Below are 19,036 nucleotides of genomic sequence, written 5' to 3'. Positions count from 1 at the left end.
CCATTTTTGGGCAGCTAAAGGTCGGGGGAGCAGAGCTTGGCGATGTCCCCCGCGGTCTGCTTGGCAAAGGGGCTCACCCCAGTAATCGTTGCGGACCCCGGGCCCGTCCACGTGCCATAACCAACGAGGAAAAGGCCCGTTACGGTGGGGGTGCGGCCATCGAGAAGCTCGCGGAAAGGGCCTAGCGCGGGGCGAAATCCGGTACACCAGATGAGGTGATCCGCCTCCACCTCATCGAGGCTGGAGAACATGGGGGAGGCCTCGAGCAGGCCCTCATCGCGGGCTTGTTTTACGGGAGGAACGACAACGATATCGCCCAAGTTGGTATCTGCGCCTGGGTCGGGCTCGCCGCGCATCATGGCGTTGAGGCGGGCGCGGTTGCGCTGAAAGAGCACGCGGCCATCGACATCATCGGGCATCCACCGTGGCGGCTTCGCCGTGAACCAGGTGGTGTCTACTCCGGATAGCACGAGTTCAGCGGCTATCTGGGACCCGGAATTACCTGCCCCAACGACGGCGACGGATTCGCCCTGGAAAGGATCGGGTCCAGGATATACCGCCGAGTGCCATTGCCGGCCAGAAAAAGCGCCGGGGTAGTAGGGGACAAACGGGGAAGACCACGTGCCCGTGGCGGCTACCACCGTGCGCGCGGTGAGGTGCTCATCATCGGTGGTGACGTGAAAGCGCTCGCCATCGTGGGTGACTTCCTGGACCCGCACCGGCCGGCGTACGGGCAGGTCATAGCGTTGCTCGTAGCGGGTGAAGTAATCGATGACGTGGCTGGCGGGCGGAAATCCGTCGTGGTGGGGCATCGGCAAGCCGGGCAGGTTGGAAGACGCGCTATTGCTAAATAACGTGAGCGATGGCCACGCGTGGCGCCAGGCCGCGCCGGGGGAGGGCTCGGCATCAAGGATCTGGAAATCGAGGCGCTTTTTCCGCAAGTAATAGCCCGTAGCTAAACCTGCTTGGCCGCCGCCGATAACGATGCAGTCCAGCATTAAATCAGTTTCCTTTCGCGGGCCACAGTTACCGCGGCAGTGCGGGTGTCTACGCCCAGCTTTTGATAGATGTGAATGAGGTGTGTTTTCACGGTGGCCTCAGAAATGAAGAGTTGATTGGCCAGCTCCTTATTGGAGGAGCCGGTCGCAAGGGCGCGGAGGATCTCCAGCTCGCGCGTGGAGAGGGACTGCTCCGGCTGGCCCACGCGCTGGGCCAAGAGGTTGACCACCTCAGGGGCGAGGGTGCGCCGGCGTGCGGCGGTATTGAGCACCGCTTCGTGTAGCTCTTCCTCGGGCGAATCCTTGAGCAGGTAGCCCATCGCGCCAGCCTCGACCGCGGCCAAGATATCGGCTTGGGTGTCATAGGTGGTGAGTATGAGCACGGGCGGGCCGCCGGCCTCGGACAGCTTCTTGGTGGCGGTGATGCCATCGACGCCCGGCATCTGAATATCGCAGACCACGACGTCGACCTCGGGGGCGTCATCGGTAAAGAGCTTGTCCACGTCCGCGCCGTTATCGCCTTCCATGACCACGCGGACATCGGCAAAGGTATTCAGTATCGCGCGCAGCCCGGCGCGGACGACGGGGTGGTCATCGATAAGCATGACATTAACCATGGGGCTGCTCCTTGAGGGGGATTCTGATGGCAAGGGCGGTGCCGTCGCCGGATTCGAGGCTCAGGGAGCCACCGACGCTCTCCACGCGCTGGGACAATCCTTGCAAGCCAAAGCCGCTATCGCCGCCGTGGCGCGGGGGCTCAACTACACCGTGCCCATTATCCACGACGTCCAGGGTAATCGCATCCTCAAAAAGGCCCAGGGTGACCACCGCGCGGGAGGCGTGCGCGTGCTTGATCACGTTATTAAGGCCCTCCTGCGCGGCGCGCACGACCACTTGCTTGATATCGCTGGGCACGCTGCCGCTGCCGGAAACCACAAGGTCAAAGGTGGTGTCCTCGCCCAAAGCCTCCGTGCGTCGGCGCATCTGGGACAGGATGGAATCCAGCTGGGTCTCCAGGCGCTCATCGGGCCCGGCGAGCTCGCGGACGAAGCGACGGGCCTCCGCCAGGTTCTCGCCGGCAGTGTCCTCGATGACGGCGAGCTGTTCGTTCTTGGTCGCTAGGTCATCGGTCGTGCGGGCGGCGCGCGAGAGCAGCAGGATGGAACTCAACCCTTGGGCCACGGTGTCATGGATATCCCGGGACAGGCGCTCGCGCTCTTCCAAGCGCCCGGCCTGGTGCTCGCTGGCGGCCAGCTCGGCCTGGGTTTCTTGCAGCTGCTTGGCGATGTCCCTGTGGTGCGCCGCCTCCGCCTGCAACCGGCGCTGGATATAAAACACGCCCGCGGCAAAGGTCGTGCCGATAAGCGGGCCGATGGCCGCGGCGATGGACCAGCCATCCGGATGCAGCCACGCCGGAATGAAGGCGGCCGCCGCCCACAGCACCGTGATGGAGATAAGCCCTGGCCACTTGGGCAAGGCGCGCAGGAAGACGAAGATGAGCGGGAACTCGAGCCACATGAAATCCTGCGCGTGGACCATGAGCCCCAACCAGAGCAGGCACAGCCCGGTGAGCCAGAGCCAGGTGGGAAGCCAGCGCGCGGCCGCGTACACCGCGGCTAGGCCGATGGCCAAAAGGATGGCGCGGGCATCTAGGCGGTCATCGATGTAGGCGCGGGCCACGCCGAAAAGCAGCAGGAACGCGAACATGGCGTGTAGGCCCCAGAGCCATAATTTCTGTCCAGAAAACACAATTTCCTACAGTATCTGGCGGAGGGTGGATGAGGGATCAACCAGTTGGTTGACTGGAGGTTCAACTAGGCCGCCGATTACTTCTGACCTGCACAAAGGGACTATAGAAGTATGTTCTTAGCTATTCGTGAAATCACCGCAGCGCGCGGCCGCTTCGGGCTCATCGGCGGCACCGTAGCGCTTATCACCCTTCTTTTGGTTATGCTCTCCGGCCTGACGGAGGGCCTATCCAAGCAAAATACCTCGGCGCTTGAGGCCGTGGCGCAGGAGCACCCCTACGTCAGTTTTTCTACCGAAGAGCCCGCCTATAACGAGTCCGAGATCCACGAGAAGGATCTCTCCGGCGATGCGATTGCCTTGGGCACCGCGCAAACCAAGTTGGAGGGCGAGGGCGCGGTAGGCGTGATGGGCCTGCCGGCCGGTACGACTATCCCCAATACCAACGCCACCATTCCGGAAGATGGCGCCGTCCTGTCTGACACGATTGAGGCCACCGGCACCGTGAATATCGGCGGGGTAGACCTTTGCGTAGAGGGCACCGTTGCCGAAACGCAGTTCTCCCACTCGCCGGTGGTATGGGTATCTACCCAGACTTGGCAGAAGGTGAGCCACGCACCAGAGGGTGTGGTCGGCACGGTTGCCTTGCACTCTGAGGAGGTGCCCGGTTCGGTCGAGATGTCTGATTCCTTCTCCGGCCTGCCCGCTTACCAGTCCGAGCGCGGTTCGTTGCTGACCATGCAGGGCTTCCTCTACGGCATCTCCGCCCTGGTCACCGTCGCCTTCCTGACGGTATGGACCCTGCAGCGCACCCGCGATCTTTCCATCCTGCGCGCCCTGGGTGCCACGGTGCGCTACCTGCTGCGCGATGCCCTGGCCCAGGCCGCACTGATTTTGGCCGCCGGCACCATCCTTGGTGCGCTCGTCGGCTGGCAGCTCGGCCTCGTAGCCGTCGGCACCGTTCCCTTTGATGTGTCCGTGCGCACCATTATCGTTCCCGCGGTCGGCATCTGGATTCTGGGCATGGCCGGCGCCCTCGTATCTACCCGCCGCGTAGCCAAAGCCAACCCCCTCGATGCATTGGGAGGACATGCCTAAAATGCCTACTATTCTTGATATTCGCAACGCCACCGTCACCTTCCAGGACGGCACGACGACTACTACGGCGCTTGATGATGCCACCTTTAGTGCCGACTCCGATACCCTCACCGCAATCGTGGGCGAGTCCGGTTCCGGTAAGTCCACGCTGCTCTCCGTGGGCGCCGGGCTCATCACCCCGGACTCCGGCACCGTAGAGGTCAACGGTACGAACTCCATCATCTTCCAGCAGTCCAACCTGTTGTCCTCGCTCAAGGTGCGCGATCAGCTGCTCATCATGGACCACATGGCCGGGCGCAAGCTGCGCAAGGATCGTGCCAATGAGCTGCTAGAATTCGTTGGCCTTAAGGGAATGGGCAATCGCCGCATCGGCCAGCTTTCCGGCGGCCAGGCCCAGCGCGTCAATATCGCCCGCGCTTTGATGGATGAGCCGAACCTGCTGCTTGCCGATGAACCCACCTCCGCCCTCGACTCCCACCTTTCCCAGGAAATCATCCGCCTGCTGCGCGATATTACCCAGGAGATGGACACCGCCACAGTGCTGGTCACGCACGATCGCTCCCTGATCACCTTCGTCGACCACGTGGTTGAGGTCAAAGACGGCCGCGTGAGCAAGCAGGAAGCTAACGATGCATAACGAGCAAGCGAGCGATGGACTGGGGCATCGCCGCGGCGATCTGGGAAGCGGAACAAATGCCAAAACCATCGGGGGTATGCGCCGCGATGGCGGCCGCGTGCTGGTGTAGGGCGGCGGCGTGGAGGATCTCCGTGATGATGTACTCCGCATCGGCCTTTTCGTGGTCTACCTGCGCGATCGTCGCGCCGAGGATGCCGGATAAAACATCGCCGGAGCCCGCGGTGGCCGCATAAGAGTGGCCGGCATTCATCCCATAGATGGCCTGGCCGGGCGCGGTCACCGTGGTGATTCGGCCCTTGTGCAGGATAAAACAGTCCAAGTCTTCGGCCAGCTCGCGCTGGCGCGGGCCCACGCCCTCGCTGAGATCGAGCTCGCGGCCGAAGGTAGCCTCGTAGAGGCGGCGGAACTCGCCGGCGTGCGGGGTAAGGATGACCCGCGGGTGGGAGCGGACGCGATCGCGCAGATCGGCGCTTTGGGCGAGCAGCGTCAGGGCATCGGCATCCAGGATGGTGGGCAGCCCGCGATCCAAGATGGCGCGGAGCTCACGGGCCGCTGCCTCATCGGTGCCGCGGCCAGGGCCAACCACCCACGCCTGGGCATGTACCTTGTCCTCGGCGCTCGGGTGGGGAACCACCTCGGGCAGGTGGGGGACCACGGCATCGTTATCTATCACCCGCACCATTGACGGCGTCGCGCGCACCGCGCCGGTAGCCGCTAGGATGCCCGCGCCGGGATAGGCACTGCTGCCAGCGCAAATGGCGGTGACGCCGCCGGTGTATTTCGTGCTCGAAGCGTGGGGAGTGGGATCCACGATGGGGCCTGTGCAGCCCACGGGCTTGGGGGCGGTGACGTGGCCGAGGTGGGCATCGGCAAGCACGGGCTCCCCGGGCCACTGGAAAGGGAGATCGATGGTGGGCTCGTTGGCGATATAGCCCGCCGGCTCAGCCGTGGCCGTTAGCTCCTCCGCAAAGGAGCGCGGCGTGTTGGGCAGCTGCAGATCGCAGAGCACCACCGTGCCGCATTCCGGGGCGAAGATATGGCCGGCGCGCGCCCAACCGAAGCTCACGGTAATCGTGGCCTCGACGGCATTTTCCGCGGCCACGCCCGTATCCGCGTTGATGCCAGAAGGGATATCTACCGAAAGCACCGGGATATCGTGCTGCTTGGCCGCGCGGTACGCGGCAAGGCCGGCACCGCTAAGCCCGCGGGTGGAGTTGAGACCGGCGACGGCATCAATGAGTAGGCCGGTAGCCTCCGCGTGCGGTTGATCTGTAATGGTCCCGCCGGCAGCGGTAAAAGCTTGCAGCGCTGGGTCGTGCGCAGCATCGGCGACGAGTATCGCTTCCACGCCATAGCCCTCCTCGGCGAGGAAAGCGCCTGCATAAAGGCCATCGCCACCGTTGCCGCCAGGCCCGGCCAGGATGGTGATGCGGCGAGGCGCAGGGCCCGTCAGTATGGATTTCGCCGCGGCAGCAACGCCTCTAGCGGCCAGGCGCATGAGCTCATCATCGTGGCTCTGCTGCGCGAGGAGCGCGGATTCGGCGGAACGAACGGTGGATACACTATAGGCAGGTCGCATGCCCGCCACTATAGGCCTTAAGTAGCAGATTGGCAGGTGGGGCACCAGAAGAGGTTTCGGCCCTCCATTACTTGTTCCGTAATCGGCGTGCCGCAGACATAGCAGGGCAAGCCCGCGCGCCGGTAAACGTAGACTTCGCCGCCGTGGTCATCCTTGCGCGGGTCGCGGCCCATGGCCTCGGGGGAGTGCTCGGCGCGCACGGTATCGATGCGGCCGTGCTCTACGCCGTAGTTCATGAGTTCTACCAGGTCTTTCCAGATGGCGAAGAATGTTTCACGGGAAACATCCTGGCCAGGGGTGAAGGGGGAGAGGCCGGCGCGGAAGAGGGCCTCCGCGCGGTAGATATTGCCCACCCCGGCATACAGGTGCTGGTCCATCATGAGGGAACCGATGCTGCGGCGGGATTTGCTCACCTTGGCCCACAGGGCTTCAGGATCGGCATCGGCGCGGAGAGGATCCTGGCCCACCTTGGTCAGCCGCGCCTGATAATCCTCTTCCGTGAGCAGCAGGCAGAATTGGGGCCCGCGCAGCTGCGCGGCCTGCGCCCCATTGTCTATGCGTATGCGGATCTGTCCGCGGTTTTCCTCGCGGGGTTCGAAGCTGAGCTTGCCGATGAGCCCCAGGTGAATATAGAGGATGTGTGCCGGGTTGGCGGCGGTGAAGTGCACGAAGAGGTGCTTGCCAAAGGCCTCTGCGTGGTCAATTTCTGCACCGTCCAGGATGGCCGCCTCGGTGGCAAACCGGCCTTGCGGGCTGGTCACGTTGAGCGGCATGCCGCGGTAGTCAGCGTTGAGTGTGAGGGCTAGGCGGTGGATCACGTGACCTTCAGGCATAGCTTCAGTGTAGTGACATCATTGGTCGCCCCCAACTAGGGCGCGTGGCGCCGGGGGATGAAAAAGAGTAAACTCGAAGCGCGGATTGATTTTATTTCTATTGAAGGGTCGATAAATCATGACGCATAAAATCGGTTTTGACCGAGAAAAATACATTGAGCTGCAGTCAAAGCACATCCAGGCCCGCCGCGAAGAAATCGGCGGAAAGCTCTACCTGGAAATGGGCGGCAAGCTTTTCGACGATATGCACGCCTCTCGCGTGCTGCCGGGCTTTACCCCGGATAATAAGATCGCGATGCTGGAGCGCATTAAAGAGGACATTGAAATCCTCCCGTGCATCAACGCCAAAGACATTGCCCGCCACAAGGTACGCGCTGATTTAGACATCCTGTATGAAGATGACCTCCTGCGCTTGGTAGACGTATTCCGCAGCCGCGGCTTCTTGGTTGAAAACATCGTCATGACCCAGGTGGAAGACGGAAATGCGCAGGCAGAAGCGTTCATCGAGAAGCTTGAGCGCCTCGGCCTCAAGGTCGCCCGCCACCGCGTTATCCCAGGCTATCCCACAAATACGGACCTCATTGTGTCTGAGGATGGCTTTGGCAAGAACGAGTTCGCGGAAACCTCCCGGGACTTGGTCGTCGTGACCGCCCCAGGCCCCGGTTCCGGCAAGCTTGCCACCGCACTATCGCAGGTCTACCACGAGCACCAGCGCGGCAATAACGCTGGTTACGCCAAGTTTGAGACCTTCCCCATCTGGAATCTTCCCCTCGAGCACCCGGTCAACCTCGCTTACGAGGCCGCCACCGTGGACTTGAACGATTCCAACATTATTGACCACTTCCACTTGAGCGCCCACGGCGAATCCACGGTGAACTACAACCGCGACGTTGAGGCCTTCCCGCTGCTGCGGACCCTGCTGGAAAAGCTCACCGGCACCACGCCGTACGAATCGCCCACGGACATGGGCGTGAATATGGCCGGCTACTGCATTACCGATGATGCGGTCTGCCGCGCCGCCGCCCAACAGGAAATCATCCGCCGCTACTTCAAGGCCAAGGTAGAAGAAGCCCGCGCCGGGCTGGGCGATGAGCAGTCTGAGCGCGCTGCCGTCGTCATGGCGAAGGCCGGCATCAAGGTCGATGACCGCCCAGTAGTGGGCCCGGCCCGCAAGCGCGCGGAGGAAACCGATGGACCCGCCTCCGCGATGCAGCTTCACGATGGCACTATCATCACCGGCCGCACCTCCCCGCTGCTGGGCTGCTCCGCGGCGATGCTGCTCAATGCCCTCAAGTACCTGGCCGGCATCGATGACGATACCCACCTGCTCTCGCCGGAATCGATAGAGCCAATCCAAACGCTGAAGACGAAGCACCTGGGCTCTTCCAACCCCCGCCTGCACACCGATGAGGTGCTCATCGCGCTATCCGTATCCGCCGCGAAGGACGAGGATGCCCGCAAGGCGCTGGAACAGATCAAGGAACTCGCCGGCTGCGACGTCCACACCACCACCATCCTGGGCTCGGTGGATGAGGGAATCTTCCGCAACCTTGGGGTGCTCGTGACCTCTGATCCGGTTTTCGCCCGCAAGAAGGCGCTGTACCAGAAGCGCTAAGGAATTGGGGATCTTGCCGGTAGCGCGCCTAAGATTATGGGCGTGACTATCGGCAAAGTTCTCCTGTATTACTGCTTTACCCCCATCGAGGATCCGACCGCCGTCATGCTGTGGCAGCGCACCCTGTGCGAGTCCTTGGGCTTGAAGGGGCGCATCCTCATTTCGGAACACGGCATCAATGGCACCGTCGGCGGCGACATGGATGCCTGCAAGCGCTACGTGCGCCAAACCCGTGAATACCCGGGCTTTAAGCGCATGCAGTTCAAGTGGTCCGATGGCGGAGCCGAGGATTTCCCGCGCCTATCGGTCAAGGTGCGCGATGAAATCGTGGCCTTTGGCGCGCCGGGCGAGCTGAAGGTGGATGAGAACGGCGTCGTTGGCGGCGGCACGCACCTCAAGCCGGAAGAGGTCAACAAGCTGGTAGAAGAGCGCGGCGATGAGGTAGTCTTCTTCGATGGCCGCAATGCCATGGAAGCAGAGATTGGCAAGTTCAAAAATGCCGTCGTGCCGGATGTGCGCACCACCCATGATTTCATTGAGGAACTGGAATCCGGCAAATATGACTGGATGAAGGACAAGCCGGTCGTCTCCTATTGCACCGGCGGCATCCGGTGCGAGGTCCTTTCCTCTTTGATGAAGAACCGTGGCTTCAACGAGATCTACCAAATCGATGGCGGCATCGTGCGCTACGGCGAGAAGTACGGCAATGATGGACTGTGGGAAGGCTCCATGTACGTCTTTGACAAACGCATGCACCAGGAGTTTGGCCAAGGACTAGAGGATCCGGGCTTTATCCAATTAGGCCACTGCGTGCACTGCGGCAAGGGTACTAATACCTTCCACAACTGCATTAACGAGGACACGTGCCGCCAGCAGGTGCTCATCTGTGATGACTGCATCCAAAATGTGGAAACCCAACACTGCGGGAGGCCGAATTGTAAGGAAGTGGCCCTTAGCCTTGCCAGCTAAGGTGCGGGGTTAGCGCACCAAAAGCAGCTGAATATCGCTAATGGCCCAGATCATAAAGTTAAAGGCCACAACCCAAAAGATCGCCATCCAGCTGCGCCAGCGCAGGTAGCGGCGCAGTTTGCGCACCATGATGATCGCGCAGCCGATCATGCCCAGCAGTGGGATGATCATGGTGGAAATGGCAAAGAAGTTTCTTTGGCCCTCGGTACACAGCCAGCTTGCGGTGCCGTCCTCGCACAGGGGGCCGCCGGTAAGGCGCGAAAAGAGCGCGACGCCGAAGCCATATAGCGCGGAGATGACCAGCACGGACACCATGTACCAGATGGCTTGGCGGGTAGAGCGCCGGTTCGCGGCGGCTACCTCGACGGGATCGGGCTCATCTGCCAAATCATCGAAGCTTTGCGGCTCAGGCCGACGCAGGTTGGCATAATCGGCGTCGGTCGTCAGGTCGTTTTCGGGGTGCTCTGGGCGCGAGCTCATACATTAAGCCTAGTCGGTCGCGGGGTGAATGAGTACCGGTACGCGAATATGAGGGAGCAACTCGGTTGCGGTAGAACCCAAAAAGACCCGCGCGATGGGGCCTTGTGGGGCAGAGGCCATCAACATCAGATCGCCCTTTTTCCACTTGAGCGAATCAACGGCACCGGACCACCCGGCGCCAGAGCCGATCTCGGAGGTGACCTCGACCTCCGGGTAGGCATCTTGGATGTGGTCGCGGGCCCGGTCGAGCATCGCTAACGAATCCTCGTGCCACTCCGCGGTGAGCTTGAGCGCAATATCGCTTTTATCCTTCGACGGGGAATGCAGCAGGTCATCCGCCGAGAAGGCCAAGATGCGCAGAGGCAAATCCCAGCGATCCGCCAGCGCGGCTGCGCCCAATAATTCCCTATCCGCGCGCTCACCGCGCTCCGTAATGACAAAATTAAAACGGGTCACGCCGTGTTTCGATAATTTGGCCTTGCGCGGGATAAGCCCTAAGGATAGTGGCGAGTAGTGCAGGAGGGTATCCGCGGTGGAACCGGGGAAAAAGCGGCCCTTGGGTGCGGCCTGGTTGGGGCCTAACAGGATGATATCGGCCTGAAAATCCTGGGCCATCTCAGTAAGGAGCTGGGGGCGGGAGGGGCCATCGACAAGCACGGAGGGCGTATCGTCCCAGTACTTTTCCGGGATACCTGCCTCCGTCAGGGCCGCAGCGGTGGCTGCCGCGCATGCTTGCTTCTGCTCTTTAAACCACTTCTTGTATTTCCCGCCCAGCTTGGACAAAGACGTCGTGGTCCAAGGCTGGAAAACCGTGGAAATAACGCGCACCTCAATCACCGCGGTGCGCGATAGCCAGGCGGCGAATTCGAGGGGTTCGGTGCCGGAAGAGGAAGGACTCCAGGAAATGAGGATGCGCAACGGCTCTTCGGCCGAGCCCTTGTGCAGGGTCGGCAACAGCGGTCGGTGAGATTTTTTGCCCATAGAAAGAATATGTATGCGAAAGCTTAGTGAGTACTAAAACTCATTATCGTCTGTTGTGGCCGCAAAACTAAAATTGCATGCGGCCGCAAGCGCGCTACTCGCTATCCATAGTGGGGCGGTAGACATCCGCAAGCTTGGAAATGACCGCGCCCATCTCGCGCGCGGTGGCCAAGTCCTCGGGCTCGAGCCACCGCATAATCTCTGCAAGGGCCGCGGCGCGTTGCCCGGAAACTATGGCCAATTCGGACTCGCCCAGTTGGGTGAGCGCGACCAGCACGCCGCGGCGATCTTCTTCATCGCGGTGGCGTTCCACGAACCCGCGGCGCTCTAGTTGGTAGAGCGCGTTGGATGCGGTGGGCATGCGGATAAGCTCCGCCTGGGCAATGGTGGATACGCGGGAAGGCCCGCGCAAGCGCAACTGATTCATGATGGAGACCTGCGAGGTAGTCAGCGATGAGCCCTCTGCGGTGCGCTGGAAAATAAGAATTAACTTATTGAGCGCCGGTTGGATATCCCGGGCTACCTCTACCGCGTCCTCGTAGTCGGACGGGGACTTCGTTGGGTCCGTCTCATCATGGTGTTGCGTCATAAAACTAAATTCTATCGTGCACTACCGCCTGGCGGTAGTATCGCGACGAAAAAATTAGCTTCCCTTAATAAAATCTTCCAGCTCGTTGCGTGCGACATCGTCGGCCTTCTGTACTGGCGGGGACTTCATTAGGTAGGAAGAAGCGGAAAGTACCGGTCCGGCGACCTTGCGGTCCAAGGCGATCTTGGCGGCGCGGACGGCATCGATAATAATGCCGGCGGAGTTAGGGGAGTCCCAGACCTCGAGCTTGTACTCCAGGTTCAGTGGGACCTCGCCGAATGCGGAACCCTCCAAGCGGACATAGGCCCACTTGCGGTCATCCAGCCACTCCACGTAGTCCGAGGGACCGATGTGGACGTTGCGGTCTGCGCGCTTGCCAGCGATAGGGGAATTGTGCACGTTGGAGGTCACGGACTGGGTCTTAGAAATCTTCTTAGACTCCAGGCGCTCGCGCTCCAGCATGTTCTTAAAGTCCATGTTGCCGCCCACGTTGAGCTGCATCGTGCGGTCCAAGCGCACGCCGCGGTCTTCAAAAAGCTTTGCCATAACGCGGTGGGTAATGGTGGCACCAACCTGGGACTTGATGTCATCGCCCACGATGGGCAGGCCTGCGTCCTCAAATTTCTTGGCCCACTCTGGGTCAGAAGCAATGAAGACCGGCAGGGCATTCACGAACGCGCAACCAGCGTCGATGGCGGCCTGGGCGTAGAACTTATCTGCTTCTTCGGAACCAACCGGCAGGTAGGAAACAACGACCTCGGCACCGGCCTCGCGGAGGGCAGCTGCGACATCGGCAGGAGCTTCGTCCGATTCCGTGATGGACTCCTGGTAGTAGCGGCCCAGGCCATCCATGGTGGGGCCGCGCTGAACGGTGACGCCTAGGTCTGGGACGTCTGCGATGGTGATGGTGCAGTTGCGGGAGCTGCGGGTAGCCTCCGCAAGATCCTTGCCCACCTTGTCCCCATCGACATCGAAGGCCGCGACGAATTCAATATCGCCGACGTGGTAAGGCCCGAACTGGGTGTGCATCAGGCCAGGAATATTTTCCTCCGCTGCGGCGTTGCGATAAAACTCCACGCCTTGAATAAGGGACGTGGCGCAATTGCCGACGCCGACGATGGCGACCTTTACTTTGTCAGACACACTATGCTCCTTTATTAATTCGTTGCTGTGTGGTGCCTGCGCAACGTTAGGCCAGAAATTATGCCTGGTGGTAGCACGACGGCATATGGATCGATCAAGAAGAGGAAATTAAGATAATGCGGGTGAATTCCGTTGCCTTCAAGCACGAACTTTCCCACGAGTGGGAACGCACCCAACACGTCCGCGAATACCGCGCCGGGCACCTGAGGCGCGACGAGGTCTGCGATGCGGACTTCCTCCTCCGGGCCGCCGCTGAGCACCACGGCCGTACCATGGATAAGCCCTGCCCGGTCTGCGGGGAGGACCTGCGCCTGACCCGGTGGGTGTACGGCGAGAGCCTGGGCCGGCGCGCCGGGAGCGCCCGCAGCGAGAAAGAAATAGCGGAATTTGTCGGCGAAGGCCTGGAATTTACCGTGCATGAGGTGGAGGTCTGCCGGCACTGCCGCTGGAATCATTTGTTGCGTTCTGCAACGGCTTTTAACGCGTGTTAGTTTTCGGCGCACCGCCTTAGGCAGTAAGCTGCAATTATTTAGTTTGTTACCAGGGATGAATGAGGACACGAATCAGTGACCGAGAAGGAATCTACTGGCGAGTCCACTAAGGTGGACCGCCGCAAAGAAGGCGAAGAACCCCAAAAGCGCCGCATCTGGCCGTGGGTCGTTGTGGCCCTCCTATTGGTTTTTGTGGCACTGCCTGCAGGCCTTTTTGCGTATGCCTATTCGCAGTACACCGTTCCGGAGCCCAAAGAGCTGGCCAATAACCAGGTCTCTACCATCTATGCCTCCGATAACGACACCCAGTTGGCGCGTTTGGTTCCGCCGGAAGGCAACCGTACGCACGTGACCTTGGATGAGGTCCCCGTCTTTGTGCAGGACTCCGTGCTCGCCGCAGAGGACCGCGACTTCTGGGATAACTCCGGCTTTTCCTTCACCGGTTTGGGCCGCGCGGTACTGGGTAAGGTCACCGGCAATGACACCGCCGGTGGTGGTTCCACGATTACCCAGCAGTACGTGAAAAACACCCTGGTGGGCAACGAATACTCTTACGTGCGCAAGGCGCGCGAGCTCATCTACTCCATCAAGATGACCAACGAGTGGGAAAAAGAGGACATCCTCAACGCCTACCTGAATACGGTCTACTTCGGCCGCAATGCCTACGGCATCCAGGCCGCATCCAACGCCTACTTTGATAAGGACGCCAAGGACCTCACCCCCGAGGAAGGCGCCATGCTCGCCGGCCTGATCCAGTCGCCTTCTGGCCTGGACCCGCGCGTGAACCAGGAAGGTTCCGAAAACCGGTGGAACTACGTGCTGGACGGCCTCGTGGACATGGGCGATCTCAGCAAGGAAGAGCGCGATGGAATGGTCTTCCCGGAGACCCGCGATCCCGCTGAGTACTCGGCATACACGGAAGCCCCAGGCGCGAATGGCCACATTAAAGACCAGGTCATCCGCGAGCTTGAGGACGTAGGAATTACGGAAAATCAGGTATCCACCGGTGGCCTGCGCATTACCACCACCATCGATATGAACGTGCAAAACAACACGATTCAGGCAGTCGATGACCAGCTGGCGCCGCTGCAAGAAGATGCGCGCGCGGCCTCTGTGACCATCGATCCGAAGACGGGTGCGGTGCGCGGCTACTTTGGCGGGCATGATTCCAATGGTTGGGACTACGCTAACTCCCCGCTGCAGACCGGCTCGACCTTCAAGATCATGGCGCTTGCCGCTGCGCTGCAGCAGGGCATTAGCTTGGATACCAACTACTCCTCCGCGCCGTACCAGTTGCCGGGCTCCGATCTGGTGACCAACGTGGGCGGCGGCTGTGGCGTCTGCGACCTGCGCGAGGCCACCAAGCAGTCCCTGAACACCTCTTACCTGCGCCTGCAGAGCGATCTGAAAAACGGTACCCAGGACACCGCGGATATGGCCCACGCCTTGGGCGTTGCCCGCTCGCTGCCGGGCATCGAAGAGACGCTGACTGAAAACGGCAAACAGCCTTTTGAAGGCGTGGTCTTGGGCCAGTACCAGTCCCGTCCGCTGGATATGGCAACCGCGATGTCTACCCTCGCGAACCAGGGTGTCTGGCACAACCCGCACTTTGTGCAGCGCGTAGAAAATGCCGCCGGGGAAGTTCTGTATGAACACCCAACCGATGAGGGCGAGCGCCGCGTTTCCGCGAATGTGGCCAATAACGTCCTTGAGGCCATGGCGCCGGTGGCGGCATGGTCCAATGGTTCGCTGGCCGGCGGCCGCGCTTCGGCATCCAAGACCGGTACGACCCAGCTGGGCGATTCCGGAACCAACAAGGATACGTGGATGGTCGGTGCCACCCCGCAGCTTGCTACCTCCGTGTGGGTTGGTACCGCGGATAATACCTCCGCCATCTTCGACCAGTACGGAGGAATCATGTACGGTGCCGGCGCGCCGACCAAGATCTGGAAGTCCGTATTGGATAACTCCTTGGCGGATCAGGAATTCCAGCAATTCCCCTCGGCTTACCCCGTTCGCTTCGGCACGGTGTCTGCCGGCGGTGGTGCCCCGGCCTATAACCCAGGCGGCGGTGCCGGTGGGCAGGGTGCGCAGAACTACACTGGCCCAGCCCAGGACGGCGCCCCAGAAGAAGAGGCCAGCCCAGCACCTGCCGAGACCCCGGATGCGGGCCATGATGCCCCGGCCCAGCAGCCCGAGAACCAGGGTGGCAATAATGGAAACGGCGGCAACCGCGGCAATGGCGGCGGTAATAATGAGCCGGCCCGGCCCGAGGCCCCGTCTTTAGATGACTTCTTTGGTCGCGAAGGCGGCCTGGCTGACCTCTTAGGCTAAGCAAGGAGCGGTACGCGTGAGCCACGATCAGCGCATGTCCGCCGCAGACGAGCCGATGGCGCGGGGCGTCATCGAGTTCCTGGGCGGACCAAGGGGACGCTTTGCCCGGGATGGCCACACACAGTGGTGGACCCCGCTGCGCGCGCTGATCGCAGTAGCCTGGGTTTTCTTGGCCGGCGGGTTCTTATCCAAGGCGAATTGCGCTGGTGGCATCCGCGGCGAAGACGGCACCATCAACCTGGATTGGTCCGCCAACCGCCAGTACACCTCCTTTTGCTATAACGACATCGTCCCGCTGTATGAAGGCCGCGGCCTCGATCGACCGGGCTTTCCCTACGCCTTTTCCTGGCAGGAAGATGGCCTGACCCGCTATATGGAATACCCGGTATTGGCGGGCATGTTCCAGGGCCTGATGGGTTGGATTTCGCGCCATACCTATGGCCTCGTGGAGTGGGCCGGTGTGCCTGCCGCTGGCTGGTACTTTGGGCTCACCGCCTTGGTCATGGCTTGCATCTGGGTCGGCGTCATCTACATGGTCTACCTCTTGGTGGGAAACCGCACGTGGGACACCATCCTGGTGGCCGCCAGCCCGTTGATTATCATCCATGCCTTTAGCAATTGGGATATACCTGCCATCGCCTTCGCCGTCAGCGCGCTGCTGGCCATTAGCCGCCACCGCCCCTGGCTCGCCGGCATCCTCATTGGCCTTGGAACCGCCTTCAAATTATGGCCGATATTTTTGCTGGGCGCGTTTTTCGTCCTTGCCTGGCGCAATCGCCGTTGGGACGCTTTTGCCAAGGTCACCGTCGCTACGGCCGCCGCGTGGCTTGCGGTCAACCTTCCCATCGCCCTGAAATACCCGGCCGCTTGGGCGGAATTTTTCCGTTTGAACCAGGAGCGCGGTGCGGAATGGACCACCCTGTATGCCCTGATTAGCCGGAATCTGGGTATTTCTTTCAGCCAGGACTTTTTAAATACCTTCTCCCTCGTGGCGTTCATCCTTTTATGCGCCGGTATTGCCCTGGCCGGCTGGCGCAGCCCGCTTAACCCGCGGGTAGCGGAGTTGGTCTTCCTCATCGTCGCGGCGTTCCTGCTGGTCAATAAGGTATGGTCCCCGCAGTATTCGCTCTGGCTGGTGGTTCCGGCGGCCTTGGCCGTGCCGCGTTGGCGGTTGGTTCTGGGCTGGGCGCTTGCCGATGCCCTCGTATGGCCCCTGCTCATGTGGCACATGCTGGGCATCGATAATAAGGGCATTCCACACGAGCTTTTGGACGTGGCAATCCTCGTGCGCGATGGATTCATCATTGCGATGGCGGTGATTGTGCTGCGGCAAATGTGGAATAGAACGGAAGATAAAGTGCGTGCGGCGCATATGGGCCGCGACCCGGTGGCGGGAGTATTTCAATGATTGTGACATTAATCGGCATGGTGTCGATCTTGTTGGGCTTTATCTGCGTCATGGCGGCCTTTTGGTTGTTTCATAACAGGGAAGATAAGCGCGGGCCCATCATCTTGGGCATCCTTGCCATCGTTTTCCTCACCATCATCCCCGCGACGGGAGCTATCTTTTTCGCCGCCACCACGACGGGATAGATTTCTTTTCGCCGGTCATATGCGGTACTGTGGTGGGGTTGCTTGACGCAACGTACCCTCCTGCTGCATCCGCAAAGGTGATGCAGCCGAAAACGACTAGACCATAGGAGGTGATGAGGTCCGTGCGTCACTACGAAGTCATGATCATTCTGGATCCTAATCAGGATGAGCGCACCGTAACCCCGTCCCTAGATAAGTACCTCGACATCGTCCGCAAGGACGGCGGCAAGGTTGAGAACCTCGATGTATGGGGCAAGCGTCGCCTTGCATACCCCATCGAGAAGAAGGAAGAGGGCATTTACGCCGTCGTTAACCTGGAGTGCGAGCACCCTTCGGTTTCCGAGCTCGACCGTCGCCTGAACCTGAACGACACCATCCTGCGTACCAAGGTTCTGCGCACCGACAGCAAGTAGCGGATACTGGGATCAGGCATAATCCACGTAACCGATAAGGAGTAAAGACATGGCACAGGGAGATACCAATATTACGGTGGTGGGCAACATAGTTGCTGACCCCGAGCTTCGCTTCACCCCGGCGGGTGCGGCGGTAGCTAACTTCCGCGTCGCCTCCACGCCTCGTCGCTATAATTCGCAGACGAACCAGTGGGAAGACGGCGAAGCTATGTTCCTGACCTGCAACGTATGGCGCCAGGCGGCGGAGAACGTCGCCGAGACCCTGAGCAAGGGCATGCGCATCATCGTTACCGGCCGCTTGAAGCAGCGTTCCTTCCAGACCCGCGAGGGTGAAAACCGCACCGTGTTTGAGATCGACGTCGATGAGGTCGGTCCGTCGCTCCGCTACGCCACCGCACAGGTAAACCGCAATCCCCGTGAGGGTGGCGGCAACTATGGCGGCGGCCAGCAGCAGCGCTCGAATAACAATAATCAGGGCGGCTTTGGAGGACAGCAACAGCAGCAGTCGCAGCAGCAGAACCAGGCTCCTGCAGAGGATCCGTGGAACTCCGCACCGCCAGCTGGTGGTTTCGGAGGCGCTGATTCTGAACCCCCGTTCTAAGTCTGTTACCCGCAACTATTCAACTAACTCAATTGAAAGGCAGGGATCATGAAGCTGATCCTCACCGCTGCCGTTGAGAACCTCGGCGCCGCTGGCGAAATTGTTGAGGTTAAGGACGGCTACGGACGTAACTACCTGCTTCCCCGCGGCTTGGCCATCGTGGCTTCCCGCGGCGCTGAGAAGCAGATTGAGGGCATCAAGCGCGCCCAGGAAGCTCGCGAAATTCGCGACCTGGACCACGCACGCGAGGTCCGCAACCAGCTTGAGCAGCTGACGAACGTTGAGGTCAAGGTTAAGACCTCCACTTCCGGCAAGCTCTTCGGTTCCGTTAACGCAGAAGACATTGTCAAGGCCGTCTCCAAGGCCGGTGGCCCTAACTTGGATAAGCGTATCGTTGATATGCCCAAGGGCCTGGTCAAGAAGACCGGCAACTACCAGGTCGAGCTGAAGCTGCACGCTGACGTGCTCGGCAAGGTGAACTTCTCGGTCGTCGCTGCCTAAGCAGCGCACGACGGTCCACAGACCCAAAGACAACAGCATGGCTTAAGGCCCCACGAATTCTCTATGTGAGGTGGAGAATTCTTGGGGCCTTTTGCCTGCCCAATTGGCCTGTGGATAACTGTGAAAATCTGTGGATGAATGTGGAATTCGGCGTTCTTTCCCACCAAGATTTTTGCTTGCCTTAGCCGCTGGTCACAGGCCATATTCCACTATCATGTGGTAATTTTCACACCTGCAAATAACTCCCTGACCAGCGGTTATTATCACCGCAGGTCAGAAAGGCGGCAAGTTATCCACAGCCGTGACCTCGGTAAATGGAAAGCGATGATTGGACTACCTGGTAATTCCACAAGCCCCTGTGGATAACTGTGGAAGTTATACCCAGGCGGGTAGTGTCCGGGAGCTGGTCTAAACTTGGACAGCGTTACGCAAGGT

At 60.7% G+C, this 19,036-nt stretch carries 20 protein-coding genes; 11 read left to right on the top strand and 9 right to left on the bottom strand.

Annotation, left to right across the window (positions count from 1 at the left end):
- Window positions 1-14: 14 nt before the first annotated feature.
- Genes HMPREF1287_RS08070 through HMPREF1287_RS08060 form a run of 3 tightly spaced genes read right to left on the bottom strand, consistent with a single transcriptional unit; the run spans window position 15 to window position 2,705 of the window.
- Entirely contained in the window at window positions 15-998 is a 984-nt protein-coding gene (locus tag HMPREF1287_RS08070) for an NAD(P)-binding domain-containing protein (protein ID WP_023016368.1), read from the bottom strand.
- The gene (locus HMPREF1287_RS08065) at window positions 998-1,615 is read right to left on the bottom strand and encodes a response regulator transcription factor (RefSeq protein ID WP_023016367.1); all 618 of its coding nucleotides are present in this window, start codon (window positions 1,613-1,615) and stop codon (window positions 998-1,000) included. The genes HMPREF1287_RS08070 and HMPREF1287_RS08065 overlap by 1 nt, the downstream gene beginning before the upstream one ends.
- A complete protein-coding gene (locus HMPREF1287_RS08060; RefSeq protein WP_042404140.1) occupies window positions 1,608-2,705 on the bottom strand; it encodes a sensor histidine kinase in 1,098 nt (365 codons plus the stop codon). Before HMPREF1287_RS08060 ends, HMPREF1287_RS08065 begins: the two co-directional genes overlap by 8 nt.
- Before the next feature lie 153 nt (window positions 2,706-2,858).
- Here HMPREF1287_RS08060 and HMPREF1287_RS08055 point away from each other — a divergent pair, with 153 nt between their 5' ends.
- The gene (locus HMPREF1287_RS08055) at window positions 2,859-3,842 is read left to right on the top strand and encodes an ABC transporter permease (RefSeq protein ID WP_023016365.1); all 984 of its coding nucleotides are present in this window, start codon (window positions 2,859-2,861) and stop codon (window positions 3,840-3,842) included.
- 1 nt (window position 3,843) lies between these two features.
- Window positions 3,844-4,479, top strand: coding sequence for an ABC transporter ATP-binding protein (locus HMPREF1287_RS08050; protein WP_023016364.1), 636 nt, complete (start codon window positions 3,844-3,846; stop codon window positions 4,477-4,479).
- On the opposite strand, the gene HMPREF1287_RS08045 is transcribed toward HMPREF1287_RS08050, so the two are convergent.
- Window positions 4,466-6,058 (bottom strand): bifunctional ADP-dependent NAD(P)H-hydrate dehydratase/NAD(P)H-hydrate epimerase, encoded by a 1,593-nt coding sequence (locus tag HMPREF1287_RS08045; protein WP_023016363.1) that lies wholly within the window; start codon window positions 6,056-6,058, stop codon window positions 4,466-4,468. The two genes, HMPREF1287_RS08050 and HMPREF1287_RS08045, sit on opposite strands and share 14 nt — an antisense overlap.
- 17 nt (window positions 6,059-6,075) lie before the next feature.
- Complete coding sequence (locus HMPREF1287_RS08040) at window positions 6,076-6,891, bottom strand: Fpg/Nei family DNA glycosylase (RefSeq protein WP_023016362.1); 816 nt, start codon at window positions 6,889-6,891, stop codon at window positions 6,076-6,078.
- 118 nt (window positions 6,892-7,009) lie between these two features.
- Between HMPREF1287_RS08040 and HMPREF1287_RS08035 the strand changes: the two genes are divergently transcribed.
- A complete protein-coding gene (locus tag HMPREF1287_RS08035; RefSeq protein WP_023016361.1) occupies window positions 7,010-8,506 on the top strand; it encodes a DUF1846 domain-containing protein in 1,497 nt (498 codons plus the stop codon).
- 42 nt (window positions 8,507-8,548) lie between these two features.
- Window positions 8,549-9,475 carry a rhodanese-related sulfurtransferase gene (locus HMPREF1287_RS08030; protein WP_034653699.1) on the top strand — a complete coding sequence of 309 codons (927 nt, stop codon included), beginning with the start codon at window positions 8,549-8,551 and terminating at the stop codon, window positions 9,473-9,475.
- A 9-nt stretch (window positions 9,476-9,484) separates the two neighbouring features.
- On the opposite strand, the gene HMPREF1287_RS08025 is transcribed toward HMPREF1287_RS08030, so the two are convergent.
- The 4 genes from HMPREF1287_RS08025 to HMPREF1287_RS08010 form a co-directional block, all read right to left on the bottom strand.
- Complete coding sequence (locus tag HMPREF1287_RS08025) at window positions 9,485-9,955, bottom strand: hypothetical protein (protein WP_023016359.1); 471 nt, start codon at window positions 9,953-9,955, stop codon at window positions 9,485-9,487.
- A gap of 9 nt (window positions 9,956-9,964) precedes the next feature.
- Entirely contained in the window at window positions 9,965-10,936 is a 972-nt protein-coding gene (locus HMPREF1287_RS08020; protein WP_023016358.1) for a universal stress protein, read from the bottom strand.
- Window positions 10,937-11,030: 94 nt separating this feature from the next.
- A complete protein-coding gene (locus HMPREF1287_RS08015; RefSeq protein ID WP_023016357.1) occupies window positions 11,031-11,525 on the bottom strand; it encodes a MarR family winged helix-turn-helix transcriptional regulator in 495 nt (164 codons plus the stop codon).
- Window positions 11,526-11,579: 54 nt separating this feature from the next.
- Window positions 11,580-12,668: an inositol-3-phosphate synthase gene (locus HMPREF1287_RS08010; RefSeq protein WP_023016356.1), complete on the bottom strand. Its 1,089-nt coding sequence runs from the start codon at window positions 12,666-12,668 to the stop codon at window positions 11,580-11,582.
- 116 nt (window positions 12,669-12,784) lie between these two features.
- Between HMPREF1287_RS08010 and HMPREF1287_RS08005 the strand changes: the two genes are divergently transcribed.
- From HMPREF1287_RS08005 to rplI, 7 genes are all read left to right on the top strand, one after another.
- Entirely contained in the window at window positions 12,785-13,159 is a 375-nt protein-coding gene (locus HMPREF1287_RS08005; protein WP_005275810.1) for a DUF5318 family protein, read from the top strand.
- 75 nt (window positions 13,160-13,234) lie between these two features.
- Entirely contained in the window at window positions 13,235-15,493 is a 2,259-nt protein-coding gene (locus tag HMPREF1287_RS08000; protein ID WP_023016355.1) for a transglycosylase domain-containing protein, read from the top strand.
- 16 nt (window positions 15,494-15,509) lie between these two features.
- A complete protein-coding gene (locus HMPREF1287_RS07995) occupies window positions 15,510-16,901 on the top strand; it encodes a glycosyltransferase family 87 protein (RefSeq protein ID WP_023016354.1) in 1,392 nt (463 codons plus the stop codon).
- Window positions 16,898-17,086, top strand: a complete 189-nt coding sequence (locus HMPREF1287_RS07990; protein ID WP_005275803.1) for a hypothetical protein — start codon at window positions 16,898-16,900, stop codon at window positions 17,084-17,086. Before HMPREF1287_RS07995 ends, HMPREF1287_RS07990 begins: the two co-directional genes overlap by 4 nt.
- Before the next feature lie 122 nt (window positions 17,087-17,208).
- Window positions 17,209-17,499, top strand: a complete 291-nt coding sequence (rpsF, locus tag HMPREF1287_RS07985; protein ID WP_023016353.1) for a 30S ribosomal protein S6 — start codon at window positions 17,209-17,211, stop codon at window positions 17,497-17,499.
- Between the two features lie 49 nt (window positions 17,500-17,548).
- Entirely contained in the window at window positions 17,549-18,100 is a 552-nt protein-coding gene (locus HMPREF1287_RS07980) for a single-stranded DNA-binding protein (RefSeq protein ID WP_005275799.1), read from the top strand.
- A 48-nt stretch (window positions 18,101-18,148) separates the two neighbouring features.
- Complete coding sequence (rplI, locus tag HMPREF1287_RS07975; protein ID WP_005275797.1) at window positions 18,149-18,601, top strand: 50S ribosomal protein L9; 453 nt, start codon at window positions 18,149-18,151, stop codon at window positions 18,599-18,601.
- Window positions 18,602-19,036 lie beyond the last annotated feature (435 nt).

Source organism: Corynebacterium sp. KPL1986 (assembly GCF_000477975.1).
Lineage (GTDB): Bacteria > Actinomycetota > Actinomycetes > Mycobacteriales > Mycobacteriaceae > Corynebacterium > Corynebacterium accolens.
This window is presented reverse-complemented; position numbering and strand designations above follow the sequence as displayed.